The sequence below is a fragment of the Promicromonospora sukumoe genome (genome assembly GCF_014137995.1).
Lineage (GTDB): Bacteria > Actinomycetota > Actinomycetes > Actinomycetales > Cellulomonadaceae > Promicromonospora > Promicromonospora sukumoe.
In genome coordinates this window covers 492,477-508,197 of sequence record NZ_JACGWV010000003.1, presented here as the reverse complement: position 1 = coordinate 508,197, position 15,721 = coordinate 492,477, and the positions used below count along the sequence as shown (strand labels likewise).

14 protein-coding genes are annotated in these 15,721 nt (G+C 73.0%); 5 read left to right on the top strand and 9 right to left on the bottom strand.

The features are described from left to right. Positions 1-170: 170 nt before the first annotated feature. The 3 genes from FHX71_RS26305 to FHX71_RS26295 all read right to left on the bottom strand — a co-directional run bounded on the left by FHX71_RS26305 (position 171) and on the right by FHX71_RS26295 (position 3,335). Complete coding sequence (locus FHX71_RS26305; protein ID WP_182620446.1) at positions 171-1,517, bottom strand: ABC transporter substrate-binding protein; 1,347 nt, start codon at positions 1,515-1,517, stop codon at positions 171-173. Positions 1,518-1,578: 61 nt separating this feature from the next. Next, on the bottom strand, positions 1,579-2,442 hold the full coding sequence (locus FHX71_RS26300; RefSeq protein ID WP_182620445.1) for a carbohydrate ABC transporter permease: 864 nt from the start codon (positions 2,440-2,442) through the stop codon (positions 1,579-1,581). Next, positions 2,442-3,335, bottom strand: coding sequence for a carbohydrate ABC transporter permease (locus tag FHX71_RS26295; protein WP_182620444.1), 894 nt, complete (start codon positions 3,333-3,335; stop codon positions 2,442-2,444). The genes FHX71_RS26300 and FHX71_RS26295 overlap by 1 nt, the downstream gene beginning before the upstream one ends. Before the next feature lie 322 nt (positions 3,336-3,657). Between FHX71_RS26295 and FHX71_RS26290 the strand changes: the two genes are divergently transcribed. After that, positions 3,658-4,566, top strand: a complete 909-nt coding sequence (locus FHX71_RS26290; RefSeq protein WP_182620443.1) for a MerR family transcriptional regulator — start codon at positions 3,658-3,660, stop codon at positions 4,564-4,566. 76 nt (positions 4,567-4,642) lie between these two features. On the opposite strand, the gene FHX71_RS26285 is transcribed toward FHX71_RS26290, so the two are convergent. From FHX71_RS26285 to FHX71_RS26270, 4 genes are all read right to left on the bottom strand, one after another. Beyond that, positions 4,643-5,644 carry a LacI family DNA-binding transcriptional regulator gene (locus tag FHX71_RS26285; protein WP_182620840.1) on the bottom strand — a complete coding sequence of 334 codons (1,002 nt, stop codon included), beginning with the start codon at positions 5,642-5,644 and terminating at the stop codon, positions 4,643-4,645. A 46-nt stretch (positions 5,645-5,690) separates the two neighbouring features. Further along, a complete protein-coding gene (proC, locus tag FHX71_RS26280; protein ID WP_312877229.1) occupies positions 5,691-6,494 on the bottom strand; it encodes a pyrroline-5-carboxylate reductase in 804 nt (267 codons plus the stop codon). 61 nt (positions 6,495-6,555) lie between these two features. Further along, a complete protein-coding gene (locus FHX71_RS26275; protein WP_182620442.1) occupies positions 6,556-7,209 on the bottom strand; it encodes a hypothetical protein in 654 nt (217 codons plus the stop codon). 136 nt (positions 7,210-7,345) lie between these two features. After that, positions 7,346-8,329 carry a phosphatase PAP2 family protein gene (locus FHX71_RS26270; protein WP_182620441.1) on the bottom strand — a complete coding sequence of 328 codons (984 nt, stop codon included), beginning with the start codon at positions 8,327-8,329 and terminating at the stop codon, positions 7,346-7,348. Between the two features lie 102 nt (positions 8,330-8,431). Here FHX71_RS26270 and radA point away from each other — a divergent pair, with 102 nt between their 5' ends. Continuing rightward, entirely contained in the window at positions 8,432-9,865 is a 1,434-nt protein-coding gene (gene radA / locus FHX71_RS26265) for a DNA repair protein RadA (protein ID WP_182620440.1), read from the top strand. Between the two features lie 53 nt (positions 9,866-9,918). Continuing rightward, positions 9,919-11,001, top strand: a complete 1,083-nt coding sequence (gene disA, locus FHX71_RS26260) for a DNA integrity scanning diadenylate cyclase DisA (RefSeq protein ID WP_182620439.1) — start codon at positions 9,919-9,921, stop codon at positions 10,999-11,001. A gap of 85 nt (positions 11,002-11,086) precedes the next feature. Here disA and FHX71_RS26255 read toward each other — a convergent pair whose 3' ends face one another. Next, positions 11,087-12,010 (bottom strand): hypothetical protein, encoded by a 924-nt coding sequence (locus FHX71_RS26255; protein ID WP_182620438.1) that lies wholly within the window; start codon positions 12,008-12,010, stop codon positions 11,087-11,089. A gap of 155 nt (positions 12,011-12,165) precedes the next feature. On the opposite strand from FHX71_RS26255, the gene FHX71_RS26250 reads away from it, so the two are divergent. Next, on the top strand, positions 12,166-13,062 hold the full coding sequence (locus FHX71_RS26250; protein WP_312877228.1) for an iron-sulfur binding domain-containing protein: 897 nt from the start codon (positions 12,166-12,168) through the stop codon (positions 13,060-13,062). A gap of 10 nt (positions 13,063-13,072) precedes the next feature. Here the strand turns inward: FHX71_RS26250 and FHX71_RS26245 are convergent, their stop codons facing one another. After that, positions 13,073-13,600 (bottom strand): amino-acid N-acetyltransferase, encoded by a 528-nt coding sequence (locus FHX71_RS26245; RefSeq protein WP_312877227.1) that lies wholly within the window; start codon positions 13,598-13,600, stop codon positions 13,073-13,075. A 251-nt stretch (positions 13,601-13,851) separates the two neighbouring features. Here FHX71_RS26245 and FHX71_RS26240 point away from each other — a divergent pair, with 251 nt between their 5' ends. After that, positions 13,852-15,597 (top strand): glycerol-3-phosphate dehydrogenase/oxidase, encoded by a 1,746-nt coding sequence (locus FHX71_RS26240; RefSeq protein WP_182620437.1) that lies wholly within the window; start codon positions 13,852-13,854, stop codon positions 15,595-15,597. The last annotated feature ends 124 nt before the right edge of the window (positions 15,598-15,721 follow it).

Below are 15,721 nucleotides of genomic sequence, written 5' to 3'. Positions count from 1 at the left end.
CCGTCGTCGGGCCACCCGCAGGGCGACCCGCTCACCGCCTCGGCGATGTTAGCGCTCACACGATACCTGCCGACAACGCTGCACCCAAGCCGGTCCCCGGACCACGGCAAGCGTGTCAGACCCCCAGGTCACCCGAGGGACCTGGGGGTCTGACACGTGCGGCGCGGCTGTCAGCCGCCGTTGACCTCGAAGCCCTGCTCCGTGCCGTAGGACACGTTCTCGTCCTGCCAGGCGGCGAGGCCGTCCAGCAGCGAGGACTTGTCGAGGTAGGACTGGCCCACGGTGTCCGCGAAGATGCTGTTCGCGTACGACTGCCACGGCAGGTACTGCCAGCCCTCGTTGACGTCGGACGCGCCCGCGGCGAGCACCTCGTTGATCTTCTGCCCGCCGAAGTACTCGGACTCGTAGCCCAGGAACTCCGGGGACTCGAGCTGCTTGACGGTGGCGGGGAAGCCGCCGGTCGCCATGAACTCCTCGATCGACTCGTCGCTCGAGTTGAGCCACTTCAGGAAGCCGGCCGCGAGCAGCTTGTTCTCCGCCGCGCCCGGGATCGCCTCGGCGCTGCCGCCGTTCTCGGCGTTGACCGGGGTGCCGTCGTAGGTCGGCATCGGGGCCACGCGCCACTTGCCCTTGCCGTCGGGCACGCCGTCCTCGAGGATGCCGGGCATCCACGCGCCCAGCGCCACCGAGCCGATGGTGCCGTCGTTGAGGGCGCCGTACCACTGGTCGCTCCAGCCCGGGAGCTGGCACAGCAGCTCGTCGTCGATGAGCGGCTGGTACATGTCGGCCCACTTGGTGGTGCCCTCGTCGGCCAGGTCGATGGTGACGGCGCCGTTCTCGGTCTGGAACGGGGTGCCGCCGGCCTGCCAGATCATGCTGGTGGTGAAGCCCGCGTCGCCCGTGTCGTTGCCGATGCAGGTCTTGGGGTCGTGCTCCTTGATCTTCCGGGCTGCGTCGATGTACTCGTCCCAGGTGGTCGGCACCTCGACGCCCGCGGCGTCGAACACCTCCTGGTTGTAGAAGAACGCCATCGGGCCGGAGTCCTGCGGCAGGCCCCAGATGCCCTGCTGCGAGACGGCGCCCCAGGTGGACGGCGTGTACAGGTCCTGCAGGTCGGCGAACCCGAACGCGGTGAGGTCCACGAGCTGGCCCGGGAGCTGGAACTGCGGGATGGACTGGTACTCGATCTGGACGACGTCGGGCACACCGTCGCCGGCCGCGAGCGCGTTCTGCAGCTTGGTGTTGGCGTCGCCCGCGCCCACCGTGTCCACGAGGGTCACGTCGACGTTCGGGTACGCCTTCTCGAAGGCGGCGACCTGCGTCTCGGCCTGGGGCGTCCAGGTCCAGTAGGTCATGCTGCCGCCCTCCTGGAGCGCGGCCTCGATCTCGTCCGCGCCGGCGCCTTCGGTGGTGCCGCTGCCGCCGTCGTCCCCGCCACCCGAGCAGGCGGTGAGCGAGGCTGCCATCAGAGCGGCCAGGGCGCCGAGCGCGACCCGGCGGTTACGGGTGATGGTCATTGGTCTTCCTTCTTCCACATCGTTGTAGTTCAGGTCTCGGTGCCGGCCGGGCCGACGTCGGTCAGGCCTTGACGCTGCCCGCGTTCAGGCCGGACTGCCAGTAGCGCTGGAGCACCAGGAACACGACGACGATCGGCAGGATCGTCAGGAACGAGCCCGTGATGACCAGGTTGAACACCGGCTGCGCGCCGATGCCGGACGCGTCCGCGAGCCACTGGTACAGCCCGAGCACGAGGGGGTACAGGTTCGGGTCGTTGAGCATGATCAGCGGCAGGAAGTAGTTGTTCCACGTGGCGACGATCGCGAACAGCGCCACCGTCACGATGCCGGGCGCCAGGAGGCGCAGCGAGATCGTGAAGAAGGTGCGCCACTCGCCCGAGCCGTCGACCCGGGCGGCCTCCAGGATCTCGGTGGGCACCGCCTCCGCGGAGAACACCCACATGAGGTAGAGCCCGAACGGCGAGACGAGCGACGGCAGGATCACCGCCCACATGGTGTTGGTCAGGCCCCACTGGCTGAACAGCAGGAACGTGGGCACCGCGAGGGCGGTGCCGGGCACGGCGATCGCCCCGAGGATGACGGCGAACACCGCGTTGCGGCCGCGGAACCGGTACTTGGCCAGGCCGTACCCGGCGGCGGTCGCGAGGACCGTGGCGCCGCCGGCGCCCACGACCACGTACACCAGCGTGTTGGCGAACCACTTCAGGAAGACGCCGTCGTCGCGCGTGACGACGGCCTGCACGTTGTCGAAGAAGGAGAAGGGCCCGGAGAACCACAGCCCGAACGAGCTGAGCAGCTCGGGCTGGGTCTTGGTGACGCTGAACAGCATCCAGACCAGCGGCAGGATCGAGTAGATCAGCAGCGCGCCCAGCAGGACGGTCAGGGTGATCGACTTGCGCGGTCGGTCGTACGAGTAGCCGGCCATCAGATCTCCCTCCGGGTGCCGCGGAGCTGCACCACGTAGGCGACGACCGCGGTGACCAGGCCCATCACGATCGCGACCGTGGCGGCGTAGCTCACCTGGTTGCCCACGAAGGTCAGGTTGTAGGCGTAGATGTTCGGCGTGTAGTAGGTCGAGATCAGGGCCGGCTGGATCTCCTTGAGGACGTTCGGCTCGTTGAACAGCTGGAAGCTGCCGAGGATCGAGAAGATCGTCGCGATCACCAGCGCGCCGCGGACGGCGGGGATCTTGATGGACCGCACGATCCGGAACTGGTTGGCGCCGTCGATGGCCGCCGCCTCGTAGATCTCGAGCGGCACCGTCTTCAGCGCCGCGTACAGGATCAGCATGTTGTAACCCACGAACTCCCAGGTCACGATGTTGCCGATCGCGGTGAGGATCCACTGCTTGGTGTACGGATCGATGAGCGGGAAGCCGACCAGGTCGTTCAGGCTGCCGGTGAGGCCGAGCCGGTCGTCGTACATGAAGCCCCACATCAGCACCGCGACGACGCCGGGCACGGCGTACGGCAGGAACAGCGCCACGCGGAAGAAGCTCTTGCCGTGCAGGCGGCCGCTGTCGATCGCGAGCGCGGCGATCAGGGCGATGCCCAGCATGATCGGCACCTGGACCAGCAGGAACAGCCCGACCCGCCCGGCGCCGTCCCAGAGCTTGGGGTCGGTGAAGGCGGTCACGTAGTTGTCGAACCCCGCGAACGTGGTCCCGCCCATGAGCTGGTTGCGGAACAGGCTGAGGTACATCGAGTAGACCAGCGGCGTCACGATGAACAGCGCGAAGACCACCAGGAAGGGCGTCACGAAACTCCAGCCGGCCGCGGAGACGCGGAGGCTCGGTGGGCGGCGACCGGCCACGGCCACACCCCTTTCCCCGGACGGCGTCGTCCGGACTCACCTGGACGGCTATGTCCTGGAACACGCCGGACGACGTTGCCCGGCGGCGAGAATGTGAACGTAAACATCCTCGTGCGCGGTGACTCTGCCACTGCCTCGCGAACGTGTCAACGCTCTCTTGGGCAACGTTCTGAGATAGGTATGCAGGGGGTCCGGGAGCGCGTCCGACGGGGCTCAGGCGCGCACCGGGAGGACGTGTCTTGACCTCGCCCAAGGGGCGAGCCCCATGCTCGACGGGGACAGCGACTGCTCCATGGGGGCAGCGACGCGCACGACCGACAGGAGCACGATGAACGACGAACTGACCGCCGGGGAGTTCCAGGCGATGACCGGCCTGACCACGAAGGCGCTGCGGCTGTACGCGGAGCGCGACATCGTGACGCCGTCGTCGATCGACCCGGTGTCCGGGTACCGGGTGTACTCCCGCACCCAGCTCCGGCACGGCATGACCGTCGACCTGCTCCGGCGGGCCCAGGTGCCGCTGTCCGAGCTGGCCTCGGCAGCCGACTTCTCGTTCGAGCGGTGGCGCGAGACGGTCGAGGTCCAGCGGCACATGGAGGACTTCTACCTCGACGTGGCCGAGCACGTGGCGTCCTTCGATCTCGGGGACCTGACCGCGCACAGCACCCCCGCCCCCGCCGTCGACTGGGTCGGGGTGGTCATCGACCTCGACATCCCCGACGACGCCGAGGGCAGGATCGGTACGTTCGCCCAGCTGGCCGTGGTCACGCCGGAGATCGAGCGGGCGTTCGCCGAGGCGCTGGAACACCTGGGCGCCGGGCCGGCCGAAGTCTCGTGGACCGCCGCCCCCGACGCGACCAGGAACGGGTACGGCCAGATGGTCGTCGCGCGCCCGCGTCCCGCCGGCCTCGAGGCCGCGGCGCACCGGACCGTCGCGGACCGGGTGCGCTCCGCCACGGACCAGGAGGTCGCCGTGATCTCCGGAACCCTGCCCCGACGCGTCGAGGTCACGTTCACCACCACGACCGCACGGGAGCTCACCCCGGTCGAGGAGGCGGCAGCGGGCTACCTGCACACGCTCGCCTTCGAGGAGCACATCGCGCGCGAGCGACTCACGCCGGTCCTGCCGACCGGACGCCAGGTCGTGCACGGCCCCTCGGTGTTCACCACGGACGGCGGCGAGCCGGTCAGCGTGTTCGACGTGCACCCCGCGCCCCGCCAGGAGGAGGCGGCCTGAGGGCGGCTCAGGCGCGCGGGGCCGCCGGGCTCAGGCGCGCGGGGCCGCCGGGCTCAGGCGCGCGGGGCCGCCGGGCTCAGGCGCGGGGGGCCGCCGCGCTCCGGCGGACCACCAGCTCGGGCGCGATGAGCTCCGCGGCGGGCCGGCCGCCGTCCACCGCCGCGAGGAGCAGCCCCACGCTGCGACGGCCGAGGTCGACGAACGGCTGGCGCACCGTCGTCAGCGGCGGGATGAAGTGGCCGGAGCCGTCGACGTCGTCGAAGCCGACCACCGACACGTGGTCGGGCACGGAGACGCCGCACTCCCAGAAGGCCCGCAGCAGCCCGAGCGCGAGCTGGTCGTTGGCGGCGAAGACCGCCGTCGGGCCGTCGCCGGCCCGGACGCGCTGGGCCAGGTCGAGGCCCACCATGTAGCCGCGGTCCGCGGTCCACCCGGCGATCACGGGGTCGGGGACCGGCAGGCCGTGCTCGGTGAGCACCGCGCGCCACGCCTCCTCGCGCTCGACGGCGTCCAGCCAGTCCTGCGGGCCCGCGACGTGCAGGATGCGCCGGTGCCCCAGCTCGATCAGGTGCTCGACGGCGAGCCGGGTGCCGGCCCGCTGGTCGACGGCGAGCGGGATGACCGGCACGTCGGGCTGGAGCTCCCGGGCGGCGATCAGGACCACGGGGACGGGCGCCCGGAACGACTCCACGGCGTCGGCCACGTCGCTGTGCGGCGCGATGACCACGATGCCCTCGACCGCCTGGTCCATGAAGTGTTCCAAGGCCTTGTGCAGGGTGGCGCCGTCGTACTGCCGCAGCGTCGCGACGCTCACGTACCAGCCCTGCTCCCGCGCGGCCTCCTCGACGGCGATCAGCGTGCTCGACGGGCCGAAGAGCGGCGACCCGGTGGTCACCACGCCCACCGTGGCCGAGCGCGCCGTGACCAGGGCGCGCGCCGCGCTGTTGCGGCGGTAGCCGAGCTCCGCGATGGCCTCCAGCACCCGCTCGCGCGTGGCCGGGCGCACGCTCCGGTGGCCGTTCAGCACCCGCGAGACGGTCTGGTGGGACACGCCGGCGAGCGCGGCGACGTCGGCCATGGCCGGCGGCCGCGCCGTCGCGGGTCGAGAGATGGTCACGGCCGAATCATCCACCCAGCGCGCGGGCGCGGTCACGCGCGGCCGTGGCGGCGTCGAGGAACGAGGCGCGCACCCCGCCGTCGTCGAGCGCCCGCAGGGCGGCGGCCGTGGTGCCGCCGGGTGAGGTGACCTTCTCGCGGAGGATCACCGGGTGCTCCCCCGACTCGTCCATGAGGCGGGAGGCGCCGAGCAGCGTCTGGGTCGCGAGCTCACGCGCGACGGCGCGCGTGAGGCCGAGCAGCACGCCGGCCTCGGCGAGGGCGTCGGCCACGTAGAAGACGTACGCGGGGCCGGAGCCGGAGATCGCGGAGACGGCGTCGAGGTCCTTCTCCGCGGCGCGCACCACCGCGCCCGTGCCGGCGAGCAGGTGCTCGACCGCCGCCAGGTGGGCCTCCGTGGCGGCCGCGCCCGGCGCGATCGCCGTGATGCCCGCGCCGATCGCCGCGGGCGTGTTCGGCACGGTGCGCACCACGGCGACGCCGGCCGGCAGCCGCCGCTCGTAGAACTCCGTGGGGTGGCCGGCCGCGACGGTGACGACGACGGCGGCCGGGTCGATCGCGGACGCGACCTCGTCGAGCAGCGCGCCCACGTCCTTGGGCTTCACGCCCACGAGCACGATGCCGGCGCCCTGCACCGCGGCGACGTTGTCGCTGGTGGTGGCTACCTGATAGGTCTCGCGCAGGTGCTGCGCCTTGGCCTCGGTCCGCACGGTGGCGACGACGTCGGACGCGGCCCAGCCCGCCGACAGCGCGCCCGCGAGCACCGCCTCGCCCATGTTCCCGGCCCCGAGCACTGCAAGTCGCTGGTTCACCGCACCATTGTCTCCCGGCACGCCCCGCCCGGGCGACGCGCGCCCGTGGTCCGCGCTCCGGTCACAGGGGGAAGGCCGTGTAGAAGTCCTCCATGAGGTCCGTCGGACCGGTCGCCTGGAGCACGGCGGTCCCGTTCTGCCACACGACGACGGTGGTGCCGCCCTTGGCCGGCACGAACGCGTACTGCCCGACGACTTCCTTGCCGACCTTGACGTCGCCCGTCCGCTCCGCCTCGCCGGCGGCCGAGGTCCAGGCCGCGGCCCCGGTGGCGGCCTCGTCCGGCGAGGCCCACTGCCCGGCCACGACCGCCACCTCGACGGCGTCACCGTCCGAGTACTCGGCGGTCCAGGCCTCCAGCGCGCCCTCGCCCTTGGGCTCCTTGGCCTCGGCGAGCGAGCCGAGCGCGAGCTGCAGCACCGCCGACGGGAGGGCCTTCTGGAAGGCGGTCTCGTCGCCGCTGCGGTCCATCGCCTTGACGGTCGGGGTCGGCACCGGCGCCGTGACGGTCACGGTCGGCACGGGCTCCGGCGTCGCCTCGGCGCGCCAGAAGCCGGGCCAGGCGAAGCCCGCCAGGAGGACGAGCACGACCACCACGACGAGCACGCCCACGAACGCGACGAACCGACGGCGCCGGTACACGGCGGGCGATGCCTTCTTGCCGCTCACCGATGCTGTCGCGCCGGTGCGTGGTGAGTTCACGCGCTGGTCGGTCATGTCTGGCTCCCCCGTGCTCGGTCCACCGGATACGTCACGGTGGCTCAGCAGAGACCTTATGTCGCGCCACTGACATCGGCAGGGAGGCACGCCCGGCAGGGCAGGGTGAGCCCGGGGCCACCGGGTGAGCCCAGGCCTACCGGGGCCGCACGGCCGCCTGGCTCAGCGGGAGCAGCACGGCGAACGCGGCCGTCGCGACGGCGAACGCCGCGAGGTGGCCGCCCACGTACGCGACGAGCCCCGCGTCCCAGGCCGGGCCCGACCCGATGTGCCCCTCCGCGAAGGCGGCGGCCAGGACCGACAGCACGGCCAGCGGGGCGGCGAAGGCGCCGAGGAAGATGGCGACCAGCCGCGTCGGCCGCTCCGTGCGGGCCCGCGGGTCGTCCTGGCGCCGGTCCGCCCATGCGGCCGGCGCCACCACGCCCACCAGCGCCGTCCACAGCACGACGACGAGCACCGCCGCGACCACGTCCGACGGGCGGTGCCACCGGTCCGCGATCGTCGCGAGGCCCATGGCACAGGTCGCGACGGCGCCCGCGAGCGCCGTGACCGGCCGCCAGCGCCGGGGCACCACGAGCAGCAGCGCCGCCCAGGCGGCCGCCACCACGGTGACGTGGCCGCTGGGCAGGGTGTTGACGTCGCGGTTCCACTCCCCGACCAGCCCGGTGCGGTAGAGCACGCCGTCCTTGACCACCTGCGTGGTCAGGTTCGAGCCGACGACGACGGTGGCGGCCATCGCCGTGGCACCCCACCGCCGGCGCAGCAGCCCGACGCCGCACACCGCGAGGAAGCCGGTCACGAGCCACGGCGGCGAGCCGAGCAGCAGCACCGGCTCCACGGGCCGGTTGACCACGTCCTGGAACAGGTCGGCCGTGACGAAGACCAGCTCCTCGACGCGCTGCCCGGGCCAGGTGGTGACCATCGCCCACCAGACCAGCCAGGTGCCGAGGGCCACGGCGAGCACGACCACGAGGCCCGCGACGCGGGCGGCGGAACCTGCCGCGGGACGGTGCGGGGGTGTCGGGTGCTGCGGGGGCGTCGGGTGGTGCAGGAGCGTCGGGTGGTCCGGGCGGGCGTGCGCGTCGGCACGGGGCGCCACGAGCCCGTCGGAGGCCGGCATCCATGCAAACTACCTGGCCCGGGGTGCCGTCCAGGGCCGTCCGGGGGCCTCGACCCGGGTGATCTTCGGCCGGTGTCAGTGGCGGCACGTACGGTTCCCCTCGTGACCTCATCGACCTCCAAGAAGGCCCGGCCCGCGTACCGGTGCACCGAGTGCGGCTGGACCACCGTCAAGTGGGTCGGCCGCTGCGGCGAGTGCCAGGAGTGGGGCACCGTGACCGAGGACGGCCCGGCGGCGACCGGCCCCCGCACGGCGGCGGTGTCGCCCGCTCGCACGCCCGCCCGGCCCATCGCGGACATCGACGTGGAGTCGGCACGCGCCAACCCGACCGGCGTCGGCGAGTTCGACCGGGTGCTCGGCGGCGGCCTCGTGCCGGGGGCCGTGATCCTGCTCGCGGGCGAGCCGGGCGTGGGCAAGTCGACGCTGCTGCTCGCGGTCGCGAGCAACGTGGCGGACGGCGCGCTGGGCCCGGACGGGTTCGAGTCGCCCCGCACGGTGCTCTACGTGACCGGTGAGGAGTCCGCCGGGCAGGTCCGGCTGCGGGCCGAACGGATCGGGGCGCTGTCGCGCACGCTGCTGCTGGCCGCGGAGACCGACCTCGGCACGGTGCTGGGCCACCTGGAGGCCAACCAGCCCGACATGCTGATCGTCGACTCGGTGCAGACCATCGCGTCCTCGCAGGTGGACGGGGCCCCGGGCGGCGTCTCGCAGGTCCGGGAGGTCGCCGCGGCGCTGATCGCCGTGGCGAAGGAGCGGCAGATCCCCACGATCCTCGTGGGGCACGTGACCAAGGACGGCTCGGTCGCGGGGCCGCGCACGCTGGAGCACCTGGTGGACGTGGTCTGCCAGTTCGAGGGTGACCGGCACTCCCGCCTGCGGATGATCCGCGCGGTGAAGAACCGGTACGGCCCCACGGACGAGGTGGGCTGCTTCGACCTGTCGGAGGACGGGATCGTGGGGCTGCCCGACCCGTCCGGGCTGTTCCTGTCGCACGCCGGGTCGGGGGTGGCCGGCTCGTGCATCACGGTCACGCTGGAGGGACGGCGGCCGCTCGCGGTCGAGGTGCAGGGCCTGGTGGCGCCGAGCCCGCTGAACAACCCGCGCCGCGCCACCAGCGGCGTGGACTCCAGCCGGCTGGCGATGATCCTCGCCGTGCTCCAGCGGCACGGCGGGCTGCGGCTCGCGGACCAGGACGTCTACGCCTCCACGGTCGGCGGCGTCCGCATCACCGAGCCCGCGTCCGACCTCGCGGCCGCCCTCGCGCTCGTGTCCGCCCGGACCGGCAAGCCGCTGCCCGGTGCCACCGTCGCCGTCGGCGAGGTGGGCCTGGCGGGCGACCTGCGCCCGGTCGCCGGGCTCGACCGCCGCCTGGGCGAGGCCGCACGGCTGGGGTTCGCGCACGCGGTGGTGCCGCACGGGACCGGGGTCAAGGCGCCCGAGGGGCTCAAGCTCGTCGAGGCGACGCACATCCGCGACGCCGTGGAGTGGGCGCAGGGCCTAGGCGGTCAGGGCAACGGTGAGGTGGCCGGCAGATGACCGGTTCATGAAACCAACTGCTTGGCCCCTGGGGCACAGCGTAGGATTTCTTCGTGGCCACGACCTCCTCGCACACTGACGAGCTGCTCCGTGAGACCCTGGCCGCCGTCGCGCCCGGGACCGAGCTTCGCGACGGGCTGGAACGCATCCTGCGTGGCCGCACCGGCGCGCTCATCGTCCTCGGCCTTGACGAGGTCGTCGAGCAGATCTGCTCCGGCGGGTTCTCGCTCGACGTCGACTTCTCGGCGACCCGGCTGCGCGAGCTCTCCAAGATGGACGGCGCCGTCGTGCTCGACCGGCACGCCACCCGCATCCGCAAGGCCGCCGTGCAGCTGCTGCCCGACCCGACCATAGAGACCACCGAGTCGGGCACGCGCCACCGCACCGCCGAGCGCGTCGCCAAGCAGACCGGGTTCCCCGTGATCTCGGTGAGCCAGTCCATGCGGATCGTCGCCCTCTACGTTGGCGGCCAGCGGCACGTGCTGGAGGACTCGGACACGATCCTCGGCCGCGCCAACCAGGCCCTCGCCACGCTCGAGCGCTACCGGGCCCGCCTCGACGAGGTGTCCGGCACGCTCTCCGCGCTGGAGATCGAGGACCTGGTCACCGTGCGCGACGTGTGTTCCGTGGTGCAGCGCCTCGAGATGGTGGGGCGCATCTCCGACGAGATCGCGGGCTACGTGATCGAGCTCGGCGTGGACGGCCGGCTGCTCGCGCTGCAGCTCGACGAGCTGATCGGCGACGTCGGCTCGGACCGCGAGTTCGTGATCCGCGACTACGTGCTGAGCCGCAAGGACCGCACCCTCGGCGACGTGCAGGCGGAGCTGTCCGCGCTCACGTCGCAGGAGCTGCTCGACATGAGCCAGATCGGCCGCATCCTCGACCTGCCGGGCGGCGGGGACGCGCTCGACGCCGCCGTCGCGCCGCACGGCTACCGCCTGCTGTCCAAGGTGCCGCGCCTGCCGAGCGTCACGATCGAGCAGCTCGTGGGCCACTTCAGCAGCCTGCAGAAGCTCCTCGCCGCGAGCGTGGACGACCTCATGTCGGTCGACGGCGTGGGCGAGCAGCGCGCCCGGACGATCCGCGAGGGCCTGTCCCGGCTCGCGGAGTCGAGCATCCTCGAACGCTACGTCTGACCCGCGCGTCCCCCAGCCCGCTCGTGTCAGACCTACAGGTCCCCCGGGTGACCTGTGTGTCTGACACGGGCGGGAACGGTCAGGGCTAGCCCTTCGAGTCCGGCTCCGACGTCGCCTTCGAGTCCGCGTCCTTGCCTGCGTCCTTGCCCGCGCCGCCGTCCTGCGACTCGCTGGGGTCGGCGCTCGGGTCGCCCGACGCGTTCCCGGACGGCTCCCCCGACGGGTCCCCGGAGGACGACGGTGACGCGGACGGCTGCGGCACCGTGTACGTCAGCCGGACGACGTCGCTGGTCGCGCCGTCGACGCCGGCGAGCGCGACCTGCGCCGTGTACTCGCCTGGCTTGGGCCGGGGCTGGTCGTCCGCGCAGCCGGGCTCCGACCGGGCGTCGGACCAGCTCACGTTGGTGGTGTCCACGTCGCCGGGCCCGAGGAGGAGCAGCCGCTCCTCGTCCTGGTCGGCGCAGTCGGCGGACGACCAGGCCCGCTCCGCCGTCGGCTCGCCCACCTCGCCCTGGTAGACGGTCACGGCGAGGCCGTGCCGGGGAGCGTCGACCAGGCACTGCACCTGGCCCGTGTTCCGCACCGACACCGTGAACCGGACCGGCACGCCGGGCGTCACCGCCGTACGGTCAGCCGCGAGGCCGACGTCGAGGTCCTCGGGCGTGCACGGCGACGCGGCCGCGTTGGGGTCCACGGGCTCGGGCGGGCTGATCTTCTCCGCGGCGATCGGCGGGTCGGGCTGCGGCCAGGTGACGGCGACGCCGATCACGCCGAGCAGCACCACGACCAGCACCGCGATGAACCGTCCCCGGCGGGGCCGACCGCCGTCGGGGCGCGGCTCGACCGCGATCCGGCCCAGGGACTGCTCGGCCCGCTCCGGCGCACTGACCACCTGCTCGACCCCCAGAATCTTCGTGACACCCACGGCCTGACGTGCGATGACGGCCGCGGCACCAAAATACGACGCCGCGCCGGGACCGGAGGGCAGCCGCGCCGCCGAGTCGGTCACATGTCCTACTTCACAGCTTTGTCCGGTCCAGCCGGCCGGACGACACCCGGCCGAGCCCCTCCCAGGAACGCTTGGGCCGGGCCGCCCGCTCGACCCGGCCGACCGGCGCCCACCCGGTCGGCCGGGGCGCCCCGGGTGCGGCAGGATGGGTCCCCGTGACAGCAGGGGAGGCGACGCGGCGCACCGAGGTGCGGGCCGGCGTCGTGCAGTGGTTCGACGGCGCGGCGCGCGACCTGCCCTGGCGCGCGCCCGACCGCACCGCGTGGGGCGTGCTGGTCAGCGAGGTGATGCTGCAGCAGACGCCGGTGGTCCGGGTGGAGCCCGCCTGGCACGCGTGGCTGGAGCAGTGGCCCACGCCCGCCGACCTGGCCGCGGCCCCGACCGCCGACGTGCTGCGCGCGTGGGGCCGGCTGGGCTACCCGCGCCGCGCGCTGCGGCTGCAGGAGTGCGCCCGGAAGGTCGTGGAGCGGCACGGCGGCGTGGTGCCCCGCACCGAGGCCGAGCTGCTCGCCCTGCCCGGCGTCGGCGAGTACACGGCCGCCGCGGTGCTGGCCTTCGCCTACGGCAAGCGGTCCGTGGTGGTCGACACGAACGTGCGCCGGGTGCTGGCCCGCGCGGTGGGCGGCTCGGCGCTGCCCGCGCCGTCGTACACCGCCGCCGAGCGCAGGCTGGCGACGGCACTGGCCCCGGAGGGCGACGCCGACGCCGCGCGCTGGGCCGCCGCCTCGATGGAGCTCGGCGCGCTGGTCTGCACCGCGAAGGCACCGAAGTGCGGCGCCTGCCCCGTCGCCGGGCTGTGCGCGTGGCGACGGGCCGGATCGCCCCCGGACGCCCACGCCGACAAGCGCCGCACCCAGGCCTGGGCCGGTACCGACCGCCAGGCGCGCGGCCGGGTGATGGCGGAGCTCCGGCAGGCGTCCGAGCCCGTGGACCGGGCCCTGCTCGCGAGCCTGTGGCACGACCCCGCGCAGCTCGACCGCGCGATCGCCGGCCTGGTCGAGGACGGGCTGGCCGAGCAGGACGACGTCGGCCGGCTGCACCTGCCCAAGTAGCCTGCCGGCGTCAGAGCTCCAGCAGCATCCGCGAGTTGCCCAGCGTGTTGGGCTTCACGCGGGCCAGGTCGAGGAACTCGGCCACGCCCTCGTCGTAGGAGCGCAGCAGCTCGGTGTAGACCTCCGGGGTCACGGGCGTGCCGTCGATCTCGCGGAACCCGTGCGCGGCGAAGAAGTCCACCTCGAAGGTGAGGCAGAAGACCCGGCTCAGGCCCAGGTTGCGGGCGCGCTCGACGAGCGCCTCGAGCAGCGCGTGCCCCACCCGGCGGCCGCGCCAGTCCCGGTGCACGGCCAACGTGCGCACCTCGGCGAGGTCGTCCCACATCACGTGCAGCGCCCCGCAGCCGACGGCGTCGCCCTGCCCCGCGGGGTCGGTCGCCACGAGGAACTCCTGGACCGCCTCGTAGTACCCGACCATCTCGTAGGGCCGCAGGATGCGCTCCTGGCTGAGCGGCTGGACGAGGTCGCGGATGGTGCGCACGTCGGCGGGAAGGGCGGGCCGGATCACGGGCACGGCCGGCGCCTCGGGTGTCGTCACGGCCACACAGTACGGCGGGCCGCCGACCCGGCGCCCGCGGCGTACACCAGACGGTCCCCAGGGCGCGCGAGAAGACGGTCCCGCGGCGCGCGGGAGCCGACTGTGACGAACATTCACCCACGGGCGCACACGTGCCGCCACCAGGGGAAACGAATGGCAAATCGGAAAGTGAGCGAGAGAACATCCCAACACACCCCGGCGGCAAGGGCAAAGGTCTTGCCAAGTCACGGAATGCGTGGTGAGTTTGGCGCATGGCCTCTACTCGCCTGACCGCAGAAGCGAGGACCCAGGCACTGGCTGCGCTCGAAGCCAGTGTGAGTCCCGCCGCCGAGCTCGACGTGCTGGTGATCGGGGGTGGCGTCACGGGCGCGGGCATCGCCCTGGACGCGGTCACAAGGGGGTTGTCGACCGCCGTCGTCGAGGCACAGGACTGGGCCCAGGGCACCTCCAGCCGCAGCAGCAAGCTGGTGCACGGCGGCCTCCGCTACCTCCAGATGCTCGACTTCGAGCTGGTCCACGAGGCGCTCACCGAGCGCGACCTCCTGCTCCGGGACCTCGCACCGCACCTGGTGCGACCGGTCCCGTTCCTGTACCCGCTGGAGCACCGCGTGTGGGAGCGCGCCTATGTGGGCGCCGGCATCGCGATGTACGACGTGCTCGCGACGCTCACCCCCGGCCGCCGGCCCATGCCGTTCCACCGGCACCTGAGCCGGAACCAGATGGAGGCCAAGTTCCCGGACCTGGCGCACGACGCCGCCGTCGGGGCCGTCCAGTACTGGGACGCTTCGGTGGACGACGCCCGCCTGGTCGCGACCCTGATCCGCACCGCCGTCAGCTACGGCGCGCACGCCGCGAGCCGCACGCAGCTCGTCAGCCTCACGCAGGGCGCGACGGGCGCGGTGAACGGCGCGGTGGTCGTGGACCTGGAGACGGGCAAGGAGATCACCGTCCGGGCGCGGTCGGTCATCAACGCGACCGGCGTGTGGACCGAGGACACCGAGGCCCTGGCGGGTTCGGAGGGCGGCCTCCGCGTGCTCGCCAGCAAGGGCGTGCACCTGATCGTCCCGCGCGAGCGCATCCGGGGGCACGCGGGCCTGATCCTGCAGACGGAGAAGTCCGTGCTGTTCGTCATCCCGTGGAGCCGGTACTGGATCATCGGCACCACGGACACGCACTGGAGCCTCGACCCCACGCACCCGGTCGCCACGAGCACCGACATCGACTACGTGCTGGACCACGCGAACGCGGTGCTGGCGCACCCCCTGACCCGTGAGGACGTCATCGGCACCTACGCCGGGCTGCGCCCGCTGCTGCAGCCGGGCACCAAGGCCGGCACGAGCAGCGCGAAGGTCAGCCGCGAGCACACCGTCGCGTCGCCGACGCCGGGCCTCACCGTCGTCGCGGGCGGCAAGCTCACGACGTACCGGATCATGGCCAAGGACGCCGTCGACTTCGCCATCGGGCAGCGGGCCGCCGCGCTCCCGTCGATCACGCACCAGATCCCGCTCACGGGCGCCGTCGGGCTGCGGGCCGTGCAGCGCCAGGCGCGTACGTGGGGCAAGCGGTTCGGCTGGTCGCCCCCGATGCTGGACCACCTGCTGCACCGGTACGGCGCCAACCTGGCCGAGATCGTGGAGCTGTGCGACGCCGACCCGTCGCTCGCCAAGCCGCTCGAGCACGCGACCGCCTACCTGCGCGCCGAGGTGTACTACGCGGTCAGCCACGAGGGTGCCCTCCACCTGGAGGACGTGCTCGGGCACCGCACGCGCCTGGTCTACGAGGTGCGGGACAGCGGCACGGCGGCCGCCGAGGAGATCGCCGCCGTCGTCGGCCCGCTGCTCGGGTGGAGCGCGGCGGACGCCGAGCGCGAGGTCAGCGCCTGGCAGGCGCGGATCGACGCGGAACGCCAGGCCGCGCAGGAGCCCGACGACGAGGGCGCCGAGCGCGCGCGCCTGACCACACCGGACGTGGCGGCCATGCAGCCGCTCCGAAACTAGCAAGCCGCTCCGAGACCAAGGGAAAGCGAAGGACCACACCTACTCACTCAGCCGACGGGTCGCCGTAGAGGGACCGCCGGGACTACCTCCGTACGCCGACAGGGCTGTCGGCAGAAAGCGAGTC

Excerpts from the sequence above, each read along its gene's own strand:
- FHX71_RS26300 (WP_182620445.1), bottom strand. The coding sequence starts at position 2,442 with ATGGCCGGCTACTCGTACGACCGACCGCGCAAGTCGATCACCCTGACC.
- FHX71_RS26305 (WP_182620446.1), bottom strand. The coding sequence starts at position 1,517 with ATGACCATCACCCGTAACCGCCGGGTCGCGCTCGGCGCCCTGGCCGCT.
- FHX71_RS26240 (WP_182620437.1), top strand. The coding sequence starts at position 13,852 with ATGGCCTCTACTCGCCTGACCGCAGAAGCGAGGACCCAGGCACTGGCT.
- FHX71_RS26270 (WP_182620441.1), bottom strand. The coding sequence starts at position 8,329 with ATGCCGGCCTCCGACGGGCTCGTGGCGCCCCGTGCCGACGCGCACGCC.
- FHX71_RS26275 (WP_182620442.1), bottom strand. The coding sequence starts at position 7,209 with ATGACCGACCAGCGCGTGAACTCACCACGCACCGGCGCGACAGCATCG.
- FHX71_RS26285 (WP_182620840.1), bottom strand. The coding sequence starts at position 5,644 with ATGGCCGACGTCGCCGCGCTCGCCGGCGTGTCCCACCAGACCGTCTCG.
- FHX71_RS26290 (WP_182620443.1), top strand. The coding sequence starts at position 3,658 with ATGAACGACGAACTGACCGCCGGGGAGTTCCAGGCGATGACCGGCCTG.